Origin of the sequence: Microbulbifer pacificus (assembly GCF_002959965.1) — a bacterium.
GTDB lineage: Bacteria > Pseudomonadota > Gammaproteobacteria > Pseudomonadales > Cellvibrionaceae > Microbulbifer > Microbulbifer pacificus_A.
The window spans coordinates 1,362,291-1,379,018 of record NZ_PREV01000026.1 but is presented as its reverse complement, the minus strand read 5'-3'; the positions used below and the strand labels follow the sequence as shown (position 1 = coordinate 1,379,018).

Genomic DNA, 16,728 nt, shown 5'->3' with positions numbered 1-16,728 from the left:
GCACCCATAAAATGGCCGCGCCCGTCTCTCCTGGAGCTGTGGTACTCTGGCCATTATATGGGCTGTATGCAGTGAAAAATAATGAAGCAGATACTCCTGGCGCGCAGTGTAGCGCGCACCCTGTGGTCGATGGTTGCTCTTCTGGTCATGTCCCCCGCGTTGGCTGCACCTGCGGAGTACACCACGGCGCCGCGCCCCGACTGGGTACAGCCGGTGGAGGTGCCGAAGGGCAAGGCTGGTGCGGGACCGGTCGACGATGGCCTGCGCAACCTGCTGCTGGACAGCCAGATCAATCTCTCCGGTGACCGGAAGGAGCGCTTTTTCCGCTTCGTGATGCAGCCACTGCGCCAGCAGGGTCTGCAGCAGATTTCCAGTATCAGCCTCGGTTTTTCTCCCGCCTATGAAGAACTGGTCATTCACGATGTGAGCGTGGTGCGCGACGGTGTGCGCAGCGACCGGCTGGCGACGGCCGATATCAAACTGTTCCAGCGGGAAGAGGAGCTGGACCGGGACCTCTATGCGGAGCGCTGGACCGCGATGCTGCTCCTGAAGGACCTGCGCATCGGCGATATCGTCGAGTACAGCTACACCGTGCGCGGCAGCAACCCGGTGCTGGGCGACAAGTATTTCGGCCGCGAGCTGCTGGCGTGGGGCGTGGCGATTGAGCAGATGTACATCGGACTGCTCAGTCCGAAGGCGCAACCGCTGTATGTGCGCACAAGCGACGGCGCGACCAGGGTGCGTCAGCGCCACGAGGGTTCGCTTACCCGCTACTGGGTGGATATCCGCAACAGCGCAGCGCTGCGTCAGGAAGACGGTGTGCCCGAGTGGCTCTCTCCCTATCCCTACCTTGAATACACCCAGTATGCCGATTGGCGGCAGGTGAACGGCTGGGCGAATACCCTCTACGGTGCCACCGCGGATCCGGTCCCGGCGGAATTCGCCCGCTGGTTACAGGAACTGCGCGGCACTCCAGCGTACAAGGCGGCGATGGCGACCCAGTGGATTCAGGAGCACATCCGCTATTTCGGTATCGAGCACGGGGTCAATTCCCATCTGCCGTCGTCGCCACTGGAAACCTATGAGCGCCGTTTCGGCGACTGCAAGGACAAGACCGTGCTGCTGATCGCCGCCTTGCGATACCTCGGTATCGAGGCGCACCCGGCGCTGGTGTCTTCGGTGGAGAACCTGGACCTGGATGTGCGTCTGCCCTCTCCCGGCCAGTTTGACCACGTGATCACCACCTTCCTGCTCGACGGCAAGCGCTATTGGGTCGACCCCACCGCCACCAGCCAGAACGGTGAACTGGAGGCCATGTCGCTGCCGGATTTCAACTGGGCGCTGGTGGTGAACGGGGAGGGGGAACAACTCACCAGGATCGAAGCGGTGACCCCGGAACAATTGAGTGCACGTATTTCCGTAGAGGAGACGCTGATCCTGGATGACAACCGCCAGTCCGCAGTGCTCGAAGTTGTAAGCCATTATGTTGGCTGGAGTGCGGAAGACATGCGTGCTTACGCCGGTTACCGCGATGTAGACACCATCACCAACGATTTCCTGCAATTTTACGCGCGCTATTTTCCCGCGATTGAAAAACTGGACCCGGTGGAAATCAGTGAGGTGGATGGCCGCAACGAGCTGCGCGTGCGGGAAAAATACCGCCTGCGCAATGTGGGGGAGAGCGGTGGTGCGCAGAATCTGCTGAAGCTCGCCGCTGCCAGTGTGGTGGCGAACATCTCCCTGCCGAAAGCCCGCCAGCGCACCTATCCATTCCGCCTGCCCGGTAAGCTGGAGGTGGACGAACGCTTTACCGTGATTGCGAAAAACAGCGGTGACCTGCGTTGGCTGAATGGGCAAAACGCAGAAACGATCGCCAATCCCTGGTTTGAGTTTTCCCGCGAGGTGGAAAAGGCTCCCCAACAGGTAACGGTGAATTACCGCTACCAGTCACTGGATAAATCGGTTGCGCCGGAACAGTTTGCTGAATATCTGCAAGCCATTGACCGGCTCGACCCCAGTCTGACCTATTCCGTGTGGTTGGCGCCGGTCTCCGTAACGCCAAGCGAGCGGCGCGACCGCGCACGCAATCTGGCGCGGGACCTGCTCGAACGCAAATGAGTGATACAGACAAATACGCGGATAACAGGAAACCGGTGGGGTTCGATATGGGTAAATACACAAAGCGCTGGCTGTGGGCGGGGATGGCGGCCCTGTTGAGCGGCTGCACCGCGCCGGGCGTACAACACAGCGCACAAACCGTCAGCGTGCGGAACACAGAAATTTCCAGGGAAGAGGAGGCGGCAGCAGAGCTGTTATCTCTGGAGAGTTACGCCGAAGCCGACGCCCGCCTCGCCGTTCTGGCACAGAGCATCCGTCGCGATCCTGATTCCGTGCCGTTCGCGGATTTCTGGCCGGCCTATTTACAGAGTTCGAAGCTGATTACCGCGATAGATGACCGGGAAACTTTTCGCGCGGAAATGGCAGAGCTGGCGAATGACCCGGACAACGACTGTTCCGCCATGGACTGGGAGCGGTGGAGCGCACGCAATTTCTTCGAGCTGGAACCGCACCTGGCGGCGCAGGAGTGCTACGAATTTCTCGGCGATGCCGCACTCGCGCGCGAGCACGAGAATGCCGTGCAATACATTCTGCGTGGCGTGCTCGGCAGCGGAGATGGCAAGAGTATCGATACCGCCTATGAAATCGCATTGCTGGATCATGCGGAGGAAATCCTCCATCTCGCGGGTCTCCAGGTCCGCGACGCTGCACTGCAACCGGTATTGGGTGGCGTCGGGTTGGTCTATGTGGTGAATGTGGAAGATCCGGAGAGTGGAATTCAGCGGGAAGTTTTTTTCGAGAACGAGCGCGCGATCAATGTCCTGCTCGGTGCCACCTACCCATTTGCCGGTGTCGGCGGCAACTACGTCGAACAGATCGTACGTCCGTTGGCGGAGGGGGGGACCCCCTCGGCGCAGGTCGGTCTCGGACGGTTGCTGGAAGACGGTGGCGAGCTGGAATCTGCCGCGCAGCAGTTCCTGAATGCCAGTGGTTCGGGTAGCGAGACAGGGGAGTTCCGGCTCGGCGTACTGGCGCTCACCGGCAAAGTACCCTCGCTGTCGCAGGCGGACGGGGTGGATTTTTTAATGTCCGCCGCGCAAAAAGGCAGTGCCAACGCCATGGTTGGGCTCGCCTTCGCCTATCGCCAGGGGCTGGGTGTGGAGGCGAGCGAAGAGCTGTTCGAGCAGTTTATGGCGGCGGCGGACCAGCGCCTGGAGCCGGGACGGGCATGGATGCTGCTGTCTACGTATTTTATTTCCGAACGCTGGGAAAAGGCCTCTCTGTATCAGGGAATCCAGTTTGTGCGCCGGGCTGCGGAAGAAGGTTTTCTCCCGGCAAAACTGGTGGTACTGCAGGCGGACCTGAAACAGTCTTGGCAGAGCGCCGATCTGGAAGCCCTGCTGCCGCGTCTGCAGGCCATTGCCGAGGCGGGTGATACCGGTGCTCAGGTCGCCTACGCGCGCCGCGTATTGACCGCGCCTTCACAACAATCTGCACCGCGCACGGCGCTCGCACAGAAGTATTTCGATACCGCACTGGCAGTTCACTCCGATGCCGCCCACGCCCTCGAGGGTGACCTGAAATGGGCCGAGCGCGATTACCGCGGGGCGGAGCAGGCCTACTGGCAGGCCATGTCGGATCCCGCCGGGCAACTGGGAATGGCGAAGCTGCACCAGCAACAGCGCCTGCCCAATGCTGATCCCGAGCTGGCCGTGCTCTGGTACATGATGTGCGCCACCGCCGCCGATGGCGAGTGCCTCTATCAGATGGGCAAGTTGTTTCTGAATGGTGAAGGGGTCGAGCGCAACCCGGAGCTGGCGCGTACCGCATTTAGTCAGGCCGCTCAGCAGGGGCACCGGCAGGCAATATTGACGCTGGAAAAGGGGAATTTACGACAGTAAACCCGGGTGGGGAGCGGTATTGGTTTTTTGGACTATCGTCTGTAACTGTGCCGGTGACGAGTGTGGTCCATGCCGCGTCATGGGCGTTTTATTGCACGTTTGACCAATAAATAACCTTTGTATAGGGTTGCGCCTTCGTGTACCTCAGTACAAGGTTTCCCCAATATCGCCCGAGGCTCGATGCATGGTTTCCAGTAGTGGAACTGAACAGAAGACTTCTGACCGCAGTGAGCGCAAGGCCGCAAGTAACAAGAAGGCCGAGAAGCGCGAAATCGCCAAGGGTAAAATTCTTAACGCCACCCTGAATCTGATTGCGGAGGACGGGCTCTCTTCCCTGTCCCATCGCAATATTGCCAAAGCCGCCGGTGTGCAGCTGGCGATGACCACCTACTATTTCGGAACCCTGGAAAAGCTGATCGAGTCCGCATTTGATCTTCACTGCGCGCGCGTCAGGCCCTGGCGGGAAGAAATTGTGCAGCGAGCCGATGCCACTTACCGGCAGTTTACGGCGGATTCCGATCCCGGCAGCCATACACCCGTAGAAGATGTCGAGGCGTTTACCGAAGCCCTTACTGCGCTGATTGTCGAAATCATTTTCGAAGAGGCGACAGAAAAAGCGAAAATGATTTCCGCTGAGTGCCAGTTTGCCTTCGCGCAGAATTTGCCGGAGCCCCTGAGAGGGAAGGTGCGCGCACTGGACGAATCCCTGTGGGATATTGCCGAGATCAGCTGCCGCCGGCTCGGCAGTTCGGCACCGCGTGTCGACGGCCAGCTACTGCTCTTCACCATGCGCGAGCTGGAGCTGATGTCGGTGAAAAGTCATTTCCCCCCCGACCGTGCAATGATGTCCGCGTGCATCGGAAGATTGCTGCGCGGCTTTCAATGGCAGGATGCACCGGGTATTTCCCTGGGCAATCGCGGCTGAAGGTGGATTCGCCGTATAAGCCCGAAACCCGAAACCCGAGGTAATGGCAAATTCACCTCTCCTGGCTGTTCAATGGTTCCCCGTCAGCACACGGGGGGCCGCATGCAAAGTTTCTCATTTACCACCACCAAAACCATTGTCTTTGAAACCGGTGCCGCCACCCTGCTGGCCGAGCACTGTCTCGCTGCCGGCGTCGGCAGAGTTCTGCTGATTACCGATGCCGGAATTCTCAAGGCCGGACTGCTGAACGGTGTATTGCCCGGTTTTGATCGCCCGGATCTGCGCCTCGGTGTTTTCGACCGGGTGGAGGGGGACCCGGGCAGCGCCACGGTAGAGGCGGCGGCGCACGCGGCGTGTGCGCTCGGAGCGGAAATGATCGTCGGCTTTGGCGGTGGCAGCGCTATGGACGTGGCGAAGGTTGTCGCTGTGCTGGCGCACCCGGACTGCCGCCAGTCACTCGGTGAACTCTACGGGGTTAATCGTGTCTGCGGACCGAGGCTACCCCTGCTGCAGGTGCCCACCACCGCTGGTACCGGTTCCGAGGTAACACCCATCGCTATCGTTACCACCGGCGAGACCACCAAGGCCGGTATCGTCTCACCCCGGCTGCAGCCGGATATCGCGCTGCTGGACCCGGAACTCACCCTGGGCCTGCCGCCGAGCGTTACCGCCGCCACCGGTATTGACGCCATGGTGCATGCCATCGAGGCTTACACCAGCGCGTATAAAAAGAATCCGCTATCCGACATGCTGGCGCGCGAGGCACTGCGCCTGTTGGCCGGCAATATTCGTACCGCCACGCACCAGGGTGCGGATCTCACGGCCCGTGGCAACATGTTGCTCGGTGCGCTCTACGCCGGCCAGGCGTTCGCCAACGCGCCGGTGGCCGCAGTACATGCGCTGGCCTATCCACTCGGCGGCCATTTCCATATTCCCCACGGTCTCAGCAACGCCCTGGTGTTGCCACAGGTGCTGCGATTCAATGCGCCTGTTGCGGCTGCGTGGTACGCGGAACTGGCACCGCTCATCATGGCAGAAGAAAATCCGTCGGGTACACCGGAGCAGGTCACCGAGCAATTGATCTGCTGGCTGGAAAATCTCATCGCCGCACTGGGCCTGCCGAGCCGGCTGCGGGATTGTGGCGTGACACAAGAGAGCCTGCCGCGACTGGCAGCGGACGCTATGCAACAGCAGCGCCTGCTGGCCAATAATCCCCGCGCCATCACCGAGGCCGATGCCATGGCAGTTTACCGCGCTGCATTCTGAGTACGTTTGCGGAAATTTTTTTGCGCTCGCAATTAAAAAAAACGAGAGACAAGAACAGGCATGCAGCACGAAGACCATTTTGCCCGCACGCACTACGGCGTGTTTTACCCGATCAACACCCGCTGGCACGACAACGATATCTATGGCCATGTGAACAACGTGACCTACTACAGCTACTTCGACAGCGCCGTGAACCGCTACCTGATCGAAGAGGGTGGTCTGGATATCCACCGTGCCCCCGTGGTGGCGTTCGTGGTCAACTCCAGTTGCGACTATCGCGCCCCCCTGGCCTACCCGCAGCAACTGGAAGTGGGTGTTCGGGTGGAAAAGCTTGGCAACAGCTCGGTAGTGTACCGGGTGGGAATTTTTGCGGAGGGTAAAGCGCAGGCCGCCGCCAGTGGCAGTTTCACCCATGTGTTTATCGCGCGTGAGGATAATCGCTCGACCCCGATTCCAGCCGGAATCCGTGCGGTATTGGAGAAGATTGCGTAGGCGACGCCGCTGTGCCTGTATCTTCAGCTATCCTCCATCTGCGGGTATTTCCCGTTATAAATAGCTGCTGGCATTACACATGTTTTGCCGATGGCTCAAATTGGCTGTGACTGACAGGGATTGGAAAAAATGATGCAGGAAGTTGTTCCGCGCGCGGAAATTCTGTTTGTTTCTCACGGCGGCGGCCCGCTGCCGTTACTTGGCGATCCCGGGCATCGGGAAATGGTGGCGTGTCTGCAAAAAATCGCTGCCCGCCTGCACAAACCCTCCGCGGTTCTGGTCGTCAGCGCGCACTGGGAAGAGCGGGTGGCCACTGTCACTTCCGCGCACCAGCCACAATTGATACACGACTACTATGGATTCCCCGAAGAGTCCTACCATATTCAGTATCCGGCGCCTGGCGATCCGTCACTGGCGCAGCAGGTAGGCAACGCACTGGCGAGCGCCGGTATCGAGAATGCGATGGATGCCTCTCGTGGGTTTGACCACGGCCTGTTCGTGCCCATGAAAATTCTATTTCCACAGGCGGATATTCCCTGTGTCCAGCTTTCCCTCAAGCACAACCTGAGTGCGCGGGAACATCTGGCCATCGGCGGCGCACTCGCCGGTCTGGCCTGCGAGGATCTGCTGGTGATCGGCTCCGGCTTCTCATTCCACAATATGCGGGCATTCTTTGCCCCGGAAACAGCGGAGTCTCTCCAGCTGAACGCCGCGTTTGAGGAGTGGCTGCAGGAAACCTGTAGCAGTGAGGCATTGACGGAAGCCGAACGGACGCAGCGGTTTGTCCATTGGGCGGAGGCTCCGGGTGCCCGCTTCTGTCATCCCCGGGAAGAACACCTGTTGCCACTGCACGTCTGCTACGGCATGGCGAAGGCACCTTGTAGCGAAATATTCTCGTTAAATATTCTGGGAAAGCGCGCAAGTATGTATCTGTGGAGACAGTAATAAATCAGGTAACTGGCCAGCTTGAGCGCTACTGATTGGCCCTGTTCCGGTAGTTTATGACTTCAAAAATGCCAGTTTGGCCCCGAAGCCCAGAAACACAACGCCGGTGAATGATTTCAGCCATCTGGAAAAGCGGGCACTGACTGACAGCCTTCTCAAGCGGGTCAAAAGGATGACCATGGCGGAAAACCAGAGCAGGTTAACCGTGGCGTGGGCAGAAACCAGTATGTAAGCAAGTGCTGCGTTTTCACCATATGGCACGAATTGTGGAAAAGCAGCCAGATAAAACATGGAAACTTTTGGGTTCAGTGCGTTGGTCATGAAACCTTCGAAAAAAGCCGCACCAATAGAGGTGGTGTTTTTCGGTGCGGCCGGAGATGGGGTTCCTGCACTCGACGCACCTTTCCAGGCGGATATGATGGCTTTTACACCTATCCAGCACAGGTATACCGCGCCGAGCATTTTAAAAACAAAGAATGCGTGTGCGGATTGCACAAGTAAAACCGAAATTCCGAACACAGATAGGGTGCCGTGGACATAAAAGGCGGCAACGAATCCCCAGATGTTCGCAAACCCCGCTCTGTGTCCTGCAGTAGGCACTGTCTTCGCGATCAGGGCGCTGTTGGGGCCGGGTGAAATCACGAGGAGTGTTGCCACTAAAATGAATGTCGCGATATTCACTATTTCCATGACCCGAGTCTCTAACGTGTAAATTTTCTTTGTCGCGGCCCGTAATGTCGGGCCAGACTCTTGTGTGAGGAGAGGCGGGTTAATCGATCTTTCGCCAGACCTCATACTCAACGCGCTTTTCGCCTTTCCAGCGTGTGTTATACCAGTAGTTTTCTTCTACTTTTGTATCGAATGTGAACGTGGTCCCGGGTTTCTCGCCGAAAGAATTGTGTTGTAACTTCTCGGTGTACTTCCCGTTGGCCATCTCGTAGGTGCCCGCCCCGGATGCCCAGAATCTGTCGCCCTTCATGGAAGTAAAGCTGAAGTGGGAATTGGCAATTATTTTAATTGAGTGCAGTTCTATGGACTCGTAATCCACGAGTTCGCCTTTCTCATTAACATATTCGCCAGAAATCAACTCCCATACACCATCAAGTGTGTTTGCCGAAGCAGTTTGGCACCAAAAAAGTATCAGAAGAGCGGAAACTATTTTTTTCATGAATTCAACTTCCCTATGAATCTACCAGGTGAGAGAGAAAGCTGCCTGGATGGTTAAAACTTGTCTGGGAGAGTGGAAAACTCGGGGCTTTCCGGAATGTTGTCAACCCAGGTGCAACGATCTTCACAAAATATCCGGTCATCCGGTGCCATTTGCAGGTTTTCGTTGAGACTGCCCGCGGGGACTACCAGGCGAGTACCCGCTCGATTGATGTAGGGAACTCCGGAGCCGCATATTTTACAGAATTGTTTTGCCCAGCTTTTGGCGGATTCCAGCTCGAAACGCTGTATTAAGTCTTGGCCGGAAATCCAGGATATGTTTTCCGGGTTCGTGAAAAGGTTCGACGCGTGGGCCGATCCGGTAGAATGTCTACACCTGGAGCAGTAACAAATATGAAATGACGATATTGTGCCGTTTATTTCAAATCTAACGGCTCCACACAGGCACTGCCCGGAAGCTCCTTGCAACTCTTTGCTCATTAAATATTCCCTGTTTTAGATTTTTCAGCCGCTCCTGGTACCGGTATCAGGTATTCTGTCTGGGCGGTCTGCTTACTATATCCGCGACGTCGGTTTATGTTCGATTGCTTTCTTCCGATCTCAGCGTAAGTACTTCACAGCCATCCACTGTCACCAATACGGTATGTTCCCACTGAGCAGACAGTTTCCTGTCCCGGGTAATTACCGTCCAACCGTCTTTCTTGGTTTTGGTTTTATGGGTGCCCTGGTTAATCATGGGTTCGATGGTGAAGGTCATGCCCGCTTCCAGCACATCACCGGTACCCGGGCGTCCGTAGTGGAGGATTTGCGGGGCTTCGTGCATTTCGCGGCCGATGCCGTGGCCGCAGTATTCCCGTACCACACTGTAACCGTGTTTCTCGGCATACCGCTGGATGGCGTGGCCGATGTCGCCGACCGTTGCCCCCGGGCGCACGGTTTCAATGCCTTTCCACATGGCCTCGTAACTGACCCGCACCAGATGACGGGCAGCCGGGGCAACGTCGCCGATCAGGTACATTTTGCTGGAGTCGGCGATGAAGCCGTCGTTCTCGAGAGTGATATCCAGGTTGACGATATCGCCGCTCTTCAGCCTGCGTGAAGCGCTCGGCATACCGTGGCACACGACTTCGTTGATGGAGGTGTTCAGGGAATAGGGATAGCCGTACTGGCCTTTGCTGGCGGGGCGGGCTTTCAGGGTGTTGGTGATGAAGGTGTCCACCTGGCGGTCGATCTCCATGGTAGAGACGCCTGCAGTGACGAAGCTGTCCAGCATCTGGAAAACCTGGCTCAGGAGCTGACCGGATTGACGCATCAGCGCCTGCTCCTGCGGCGTTTTAAGTTGCACCCTAGTCACGGGTGAGCGCCTCCAGGCTGGGCGTCGGGTTGCGCAGCAGCATTTTGCAAAGCTGGTTGTAGGTCAGGTCTGGATTGAGTTCCGCAAGCATACCGATGCGCACCCAGAACTCGGCCTGAGCGTTGATGGAGCGCGACATGACGGTACTGGCCTGGCGGATTTCATCGTGCAGTGTATCGGATATTTTGACGATTCCCATGGTGGTCTCCGCTGCTGTGACTGCCCTCATTGTATACGAATCATATATAAATCGTATATTCTGCGGGGTAACATCTGGTGACGGCGGCTTTGTTGTGCGCGCAGTCCAGCGAGAAATTGCGTAAGCTTTCTGGCTCCACCATAACCCCGATGTTCCCTGAGCTCAGTTTTGCGCCCCTACAATCCCCCTGCCGAACCCTATCTGGATGTCGTCTACAGCGATGCCTCTCTGCTTGTGTTGGACAAGCCCAGCGGTCTGCTTACCGTGCCCGGTCGTGACGCGGCCCATAAAGACTGCCTGGCCAGTCGCGCGCAGGGGGAATACCCGGATGCGCTGATCGTACACCGCCTGGATATGGATACCTCTGGACTGGTGGTCATGGCCCGCGGGCCCGAAGTGCATCGCCAGCTGAGTGCGCAGTTCCAGAATCGTCAGGTGGATAAGAGCTACCTCGCGCGGGTGTGGGGCGAACCGGAGGCCGATTGTGGCGAGGTGGATTTACCGCTGATCTGCGACTGGCCGAACCGGCCGAAGCAGAAGGTGTGTTTTGACTCGGGCAAGCCGTCGCTGACCCGCTGGCAGAAACTCGACAGTGATGGCGCCACCAGCCTGCTGCAACTGACCCCCATCACCGGCCGCTCCCATCAGCTGCGTGTGCACATGCAGGCTCTCGGCCACCCGATTCTGGGGGATCCTTTCTACGCCCATGAAAATGCACTCGCGGCCGCGCCGCGTTTATTGCTACATGCGCAGGAGCTGGGTTTTGAGCATCCGCTATTGGGAAAAGAAATGCACTTTCTGTGCAATCCGGGCGCAGAGTTTTTGTTTGCCAGTCCGCCGGATTTCGGGGCCTCAGGCTGAACGAGTGAAGTAAAAAAGGGCGATCAGTGATTGCCCTTTTTTACTTCTGGTGGGTGTTCTCTCAGGTAGTCACATGCGGGCGGACGTCGATATCGCCGCGGGTGGCGCTGGAGCAGGGGCACACCTTGTGCGCCTGCGCCACCCAAGTCACTCGGGGTGGTGAGTGCGAGGTTCACACACCCGCTGCAGAAACTGCTTTTCTGTCGCCTCCATCGGTCACTGTAGCCGAAGCGGTATAACGCCTTTTTATGGTTCCACCTCCAGTATCGTTCGTGCTTGCGTGACGCGGGGTTGCATCGCTGCAGTTGCGATTCCGGGATTAACGCTATTGCGATACCAGTGGCTGTGGCAATTAACTGGGGTTTGCCGGTGTTGCCAGTATGTCTTCCACCAGTTCGTCGATCTGCGCACGGGTTACGTTTGGCATACAGATCACATGGCTTTGGCCGTTGGCGGTGGCAAGTTGCCATTTCTGCTTCACCGACTCTGCCACCTGCGGAAACACCACGGTAATGGCGTTGGGGTTGCGCCAGGCGCTGATGCCGGCACTGCGCATGCAGGTTTCCGCGTAGCTGGCGGTATCCAGTGAATGACGGACGCGCGCGGCCAGTCCCTCCATACCCTGGGAGCGGATGGTGTGCCAGAGCACCAGCGGCGTGAAACCGTTGCGGGAACCGGTGATGGTGGTATCCAGGTTGCCGATGTAGGAAATGGAGCGGGCGATGCGATCCACATTGCATTTGCGCGCGAGCACGATGCCACAGGGGATGGGCGAGCCGAAAAACTTGTGCCCGCTGATGGAAATGCTGTCGGCGCCATCGGCAAAATCGAACGCCGGGCGCGGCTCCATGAACGGCGCCATGCCGCCGCACAGCGCGGCATCGCTGTGGATATAGCGCTGGCTGAAGGCCAGCTCGTCGAGGATGTTGTTGATCTTCTTCAGATCATCGCGGGCCTCGGTCATGGTGGTGCCGATATTGGCGAAGATGATCGGCGGAATATCCCGGCGCGCGCGCAGGGTTTCGCGCAGGTCGTTGTAGTCCAGTTCGCCATTTTTCTGCGAGCGGATCATGATGTGCCGCATGCCGAGAAAATGCAGGTTTTTCGCCACGCTGTAGTGGGTGTCCTGCGAGTAGTAGACGATGCCCTTGGGTAGCAATTCGCGGGCGAGGTACAGGCCGTACAGGTTGCCTTCGGTGCCGCCGTTGGTGACGTAGCCCCACCAGTCGTTTTCCGGCGCGCGCAGCAGCTCGGCAAAAAAGGTGATGACATCGCGCTCGAAGCCGCGGCTGTCGACCCGCCAGGTGGATTCACCGAAGGGGTCACCGAGGTTGTTGAGCGGGTATTTCAGGAATTCCACCAGGTCTTCGAATTCGAAATCCTTGGATACGGGGTAGCCGAGATACGACTGGGTGTTTTTGCGGGTGTTTTCCAGAAATGCCTGCAGGCGGGCGCGATCGGAATTGGAGAGGGAACTGGAGAGGGACTTGGAGAGGGGCTTGGAGAGTGCCATTAGTAAATAAACCGTTATTTTTATAGGAATGTTTTACGGCCCTGAATGAAAAAGGGCGGCCCGAAGACCGCCCTTTCGCTTGCTCGGCCGGTTACTTCTTGCCTTTCATCGCCGCCGCCAGCAGGTCGCCCATGCTGCCGCGGCCGCCGTTGCCCGCGGGCTGCTGGCGATTTTTGTTGTTGTGACGCTGTGCTTGTCGTGACTCGCGGTGGTCGCCTTTCTGCACACCACCGCTGCCCTGTTCGCTAGGCTCGTCAGACATGCGCATGGACAGGCCGATGCGTTTGCGCGCCACGTCCACTTCCATGACCTTGACCTTGACGATATCGCCGGCCTTCACCACCTCGTGGGGGTCCTTGACGAATCTTTCGCTCAAGGCGGAGATGTGTACCAGGCCGTCCTGGTGCACGCCGATATCCACAAACGCACCGAAGTTGGTGACGTTGGTGACGGTACCTTCCAGCACCATGCCCGGGCGCAGGTCCTTGATCTCTTCCACGCCGTCTTCGAACTTGGCGGTGCGGAATTCCGGGCGCGGGTCGCGGCCGGGTTTTTCCAGTTCGGCGATGATGTCCTTTACCGTGGGCAGACCGAATTTTTCGTCGGTGTAATCCGCCGGATTCAGCTTGCGCAGGAAGGCGGAGTCGCCGATCAGGCTGTTGATCTCGCGGCCGTTTTTCTCGGCGATGCGTTTCACCACGATGTAGGACTCGGGGTGCACACCGGATTTGTCCAGCGGGTTTTCGCCATTGTTGATGCGCAGGAAGCCGGCGGCCTGTTCGAAGGCCTTGGGCCCGAGGCGCGGTACTTCCTTCAACTGGTCGCGGCTCCTGAACGCACCGTTCTGGTCGCGATAGGTCACGATGTTGGCGGCGATGGAGGCGGTGAGGCCGGACACCCGTGCCAGCAGCGGCGCGGAGGCGGAGTTCAGCTCCGCGCCCACGCCGTTTACACAGTCTTCCACCACCGCGTCCAGGGAGCGCGCCAGCTGGGACTGGGATACGTCGTGCTGGTACTGGCCCACGCCGATGGATTTCGGATCGATCTTCACCAGCTCCGCCAGTGGGTCCTGCAGACGGCGCGCGATGGAAATGGCACCGCGGATCGTCACGTCCAGATCCGGGAACTCCTTAGCCGCAAATTCAGAGGCGGAATACACGGAGGCGCCGGCTTCGTTGACCACAACCTTCTGCACGTTGAGTTTGTACTGTTTGATGGTGTCGCCGACGAACTTGTCGGTCTCGCGGCTGGCGGTGCCGTTGCCGATGGCGATCAGTCCAACGTCGTACTTGTTGCAGAAGGCGGCGATGATCGCGGCGGATTCCTGAATGCGATTCTGCGGCGGTGTCGGGTAAATGGCGGTGTGGTCCAGCACCTTGCCGGTGGCGTCCACCACCGCAACTTTCACCCCGGTACGTAGGCCCGGGTCGAGGCCGATGGTGGCCTTCTGGCCGGCGGGCGCCGCCAGCAGCAGGTCTTTGAGGTTGCGGGAGAACACCTTGATGGCTTCCTCTTCCGCTTTCTCACGCAGCTGGCCCAGAAGATCAGTTTCCAGGCTGGTCAGCAGTTTGATACGCCAGGTCCAGCGCACCACTTCGCCCAGCCATTTGTCCGCGGCGCGGCCCTGGTCTTCGATATTTACATGGCGGGCGATCATGGTTTCACAGGGGTGACCCTGGCTCGGGGTGCGCTCCTCATCGCCATCGAGGCCCAGGTTGATGGCCAGGATACCTTCATTGCGGCCGCGGAAGATCGCCAGCGCGCGGTGGCTCGGTACCTTGGACCAGGGTTCGGCGTATTCGAAATAGTCGCGGAATTTGGCCCCTTCCTCTTCCTTGCCGTCCAGCAGCTTGGACTTCACCACGCCGTCGCGGCTCAGGAAGTCGCGCAGCTTGCCGAGCAGCTCGGCATCTTCGGCGAAGCGCTCCATCAGGATGAATTTGGCTCCGTCCAGCGCACTCTTGATGTCCTTCACGTGCAGCGCTGGGTCTTCGTTGTCGCTGGTGAGGTATTTCTGCGCTTCCTCTTCCGGGTTCAGGCTCGGGTTGGCGTAGAGTGCGTCTGCCAGCGGTTCGAGGCCGGCTTCGATGGCGATCTGGCCCTTGGTGCGACGCTTGGGCTTATAGGGAAGGTAGAGGTCTTCGAGGCGGTTCTTGGTGTCGGCGGCGTTGATCTGCGCGGCCAGTTCCGGGGTCAGTTTGCCCTGCTCGTCGATGCTTTTCAGGATCGCGGCGCGGCGCTCTTCCATTTCGCGCAGGTAGCGCAGGCGCTCTTCCAGGGTGCGCAGCTGGGAGTCGTCCAGCTCGCCGGTCACTTCCTTACGGTAGCGGGAGATGAAGGGCACGGTGGCGCCCTCGTCCAGCAGTCCCACGGCGGCGGCCACTTGCTGCGGGCGCACGTTGAGTTCTTCGGCAATACGGGCGTTGATATCCAACATCTTTGTTATTCACATCCTCGGTGGTGCTGATCCGGTCGGTGGCCAGCGCCGCAAAAAATTGTCGCGGCAGGTCTCGGCGGAACCGATCCGGGCAGAACGGAAACTGTCCAACAGCCAATGACCGTCAATGTCTGCTGGCGTGAAAGCGGCGGCCATTATGGGCCAAGCGCGAGCGCTGACCAACATTGACAGGGCGTGGAAATTGCGCCGCGAAAATTGCGCACAGCATGGCTTTGCGGTCAAGCGCACTGTGCTGCGACGGTCTGCACCGGAGGACAGTTCCATTGTTGCGCAACACCTGTAAAATGCCCGGCTAGTTAAATTTTGATCAATGGACACGTCTGTGAACCCAACGAAAAGTACAAGCAAAAACAAAGTTTTAGGGATCGTTGTTGTGCTCGGCATCGCTGCGGTAGCGGCGGTGATCCTTATGGCCCCTAAGCCGGAGGAAAAAGTTGCCGAAGCGGCGGTGCCGCCGGTGGCGGATGTCCTCTATGCGGAGCCCGGACGCCACACCTTGCTGGTGCCGAGCCAGGGCTCGGTGCACGCGCGTCACGAAATTGAAGTGGTGGCCCGGGTGGGCGGCGTGATCGAGAGCGTGAGCGATGCCTTCGTGCCCGGTGGCTTTTTCCGGCAGGGTGATTCCCTGATCCAGATCGAAGCGGCGGACTACCGTCACCAGCTGACTCGCGCCGAATCTCAGGTGGCCACCGCCGCCGCGTCCCTGGCCCAGGAGCAGGGTATGGCGAAGCAGGCGAAGCGCGAGTGGCGCGATCTCGGTACGCCTACCGCCAATGACCTGTTCCTGCGCAAGCCGCAGCTGGCCGCTGCGGAGGCCGCACTGGCCGCGGCCAAGGCGGACCGCGACCAGGCCAAGCTGAATCTGGAGCGCACCGCAGTGAAAACGCCGTTTGCCGGCCGTGTGGTGGAAACCCTGGTGGATATCGGCCAGTACGTGACCCCCGGCACCAAACTCGCGCGTATCCACAGCACCGGCGTGGCGGAAGTGCGCCTGCCGCTGACCGATCACCAGTTGTCACTGCTGGAGCTGCCCCTGGGCCGCGCCATCGACAATGGCCCGGTGGTGCGCCTGACCGCCAACCTGGCCGGCCAGCAGCGCGAGTGGCGCGGGCAGATCGTGCGCACCGAGGCCGCCATTGACCCCAACAGCCGTTTTGTCTACGCCGTGGCACAGGTGGCCAACCCCTATCAGGGCGAGGCACCGCTGATCAACGGCCTGTTCGTGGAAGCCCAGATCGCCGGCAAAACCTACGACGACATCACCCTGCTGCCGCGTCAGGCGCTGCACGAGGGCAACCATATTCTGGTGCTGAACGAGGAAAACCAGCTGGGCTTCCGCGATGTGGAGCTGCTGCAGGCGGTGGGTGATCAGGTGTGGCTGCGCGGCGATATCGCCAGCGGTGACAAAGTCGTGATCTCGAGCCTCGGCTACTCCCGTGAAGGCATGGTGCTCAGCCCCAACCCGCTGAACGAAAAGCCCACTTCCGGCCTGATGCTGGGAGACAAGGCGCCGCAGGGTGAGGAAACCGAAGAGACCGCCGAAGAAGGCACTGGCAGCACCACCGTTTCCGCGCAGGGAGCCTACTGAT

General features: G+C 59.2%; 15 protein-coding genes. 8 read left to right on the top strand and 7 right to left on the bottom strand.

Annotated elements, in window-relative coordinates; all coding sequences use genetic code 11:
- The first annotated feature begins 81 nt into the window (after window positions 1–81).
- The 6 genes from C3938_RS06190 (at window position 82) to C3938_RS06165 (ending at window position 7,587) form a co-directional block, all read left to right on the top strand.
- Window positions 82–2,118, top strand: coding sequence for a DUF3857 domain-containing transglutaminase family protein (locus C3938_RS06190; protein ID WP_105102322.1), 2,037 nt, complete (start codon window positions 82–84; stop codon window positions 2,116–2,118).
- Window positions 2,115–3,959, top strand: a complete 1,845-nt coding sequence (locus C3938_RS06185; RefSeq protein WP_105102321.1) for a hypothetical protein — start codon at window positions 2,115–2,117, stop codon at window positions 3,957–3,959. The genes C3938_RS06190 and C3938_RS06185 overlap by 4 nt, the downstream gene beginning before the upstream one ends.
- A 184-nt stretch (window positions 3,960–4,143) precedes the next feature.
- Entirely contained in the window at window positions 4,144–4,884 is a 741-nt protein-coding gene (locus tag C3938_RS06180) for a TetR/AcrR family transcriptional regulator (RefSeq protein ID WP_105102320.1), read from the top strand.
- Window positions 4,885–4,986: 102 nt separating this feature from the next.
- Entirely contained in the window at window positions 4,987–6,150 is a 1,164-nt protein-coding gene (locus tag C3938_RS06175) for an iron-containing alcohol dehydrogenase (RefSeq protein WP_105102319.1), read from the top strand.
- 60 nt (window positions 6,151–6,210) lie between these two features.
- A complete protein-coding gene (locus C3938_RS06170; protein WP_105102318.1) occupies window positions 6,211–6,642 on the top strand; it encodes an acyl-CoA thioesterase in 432 nt (143 codons plus the stop codon).
- Between the two features lie 129 nt (window positions 6,643–6,771).
- Window positions 6,772–7,587: a DODA-type extradiol aromatic ring-opening family dioxygenase gene (locus tag C3938_RS06165; RefSeq protein WP_233998686.1), complete on the top strand. Its 816-nt coding sequence runs from the start codon at window positions 6,772–6,774 to the stop codon at window positions 7,585–7,587.
- A gap of 54 nt (window positions 7,588–7,641) precedes the next feature.
- Here the strand turns inward: C3938_RS06165 and C3938_RS06160 are convergent, their stop codons facing one another.
- The 5 genes from C3938_RS06160 to C3938_RS06140 form a co-directional block, all read right to left on the bottom strand.
- Entirely contained in the window at window positions 7,642–8,277 is a 636-nt protein-coding gene (locus tag C3938_RS06160) for a LysE family translocator (RefSeq protein ID WP_105102317.1), read from the bottom strand.
- A 79-nt stretch (window positions 8,278–8,356) separates the two neighbouring features.
- Complete coding sequence (locus C3938_RS06155; protein ID WP_105102316.1) at window positions 8,357–8,755, bottom strand: hypothetical protein; 399 nt, start codon at window positions 8,753–8,755, stop codon at window positions 8,357–8,359.
- Between the two features lie 53 nt (window positions 8,756–8,808).
- Entirely contained in the window at window positions 8,809–9,234 is a 426-nt protein-coding gene (locus C3938_RS18385; protein WP_105102315.1) for a GFA family protein, read from the bottom strand.
- 94 nt (window positions 9,235–9,328) lie between these two features.
- Window positions 9,329–10,108, bottom strand: a complete 780-nt coding sequence (gene map / locus C3938_RS06145; RefSeq protein WP_105102314.1) for a type I methionyl aminopeptidase — start codon at window positions 10,106–10,108, stop codon at window positions 9,329–9,331.
- The gene (locus C3938_RS06140; RefSeq protein ID WP_105102313.1) at window positions 10,101–10,307 is read right to left on the bottom strand and encodes a ParD-like family protein; all 207 of its coding nucleotides are present in this window, start codon (window positions 10,305–10,307) and stop codon (window positions 10,101–10,103) included. Before C3938_RS06140 ends, map begins: the two co-directional genes overlap by 8 nt.
- A 168-nt stretch (window positions 10,308–10,475) precedes the next feature.
- Here C3938_RS06140 and C3938_RS06135 point away from each other — a divergent pair, with 168 nt between their 5' ends.
- Window positions 10,476–11,168 (top strand): RluA family pseudouridine synthase, encoded by a 693-nt coding sequence (locus C3938_RS06135; protein ID WP_105102312.1) that lies wholly within the window; start codon window positions 10,476–10,478, stop codon window positions 11,166–11,168.
- Window positions 11,169–11,520: 352 nt separating this feature from the next.
- On the opposite strand, the gene C3938_RS06130 is transcribed toward C3938_RS06135, so the two are convergent.
- Together C3938_RS06130 and C3938_RS06125 are read right to left on the bottom strand one after the other, a co-directional pair.
- On the bottom strand, window positions 11,521–12,681 hold the full coding sequence (locus tag C3938_RS06130) for a histidine decarboxylase (protein ID WP_105102311.1): 1,161 nt from the start codon (window positions 12,679–12,681) through the stop codon (window positions 11,521–11,523).
- Between the two features lie 91 nt (window positions 12,682–12,772).
- Window positions 12,773–15,118, bottom strand: coding sequence for a Tex family protein (locus C3938_RS06125; RefSeq protein WP_105102310.1), 2,346 nt, complete (start codon window positions 15,116–15,118; stop codon window positions 12,773–12,775).
- 394 nt (window positions 15,119–15,512) lie between these two features.
- Between C3938_RS06125 and C3938_RS06120 the strand changes: the two genes are divergently transcribed.
- Entirely contained in the window at window positions 15,513–16,727 is a 1,215-nt protein-coding gene (locus C3938_RS06120) for an efflux RND transporter periplasmic adaptor subunit (RefSeq protein WP_233998684.1), read from the top strand.
- The last annotated feature ends 1 nt before the right edge of the window (window position 16,728 follow it).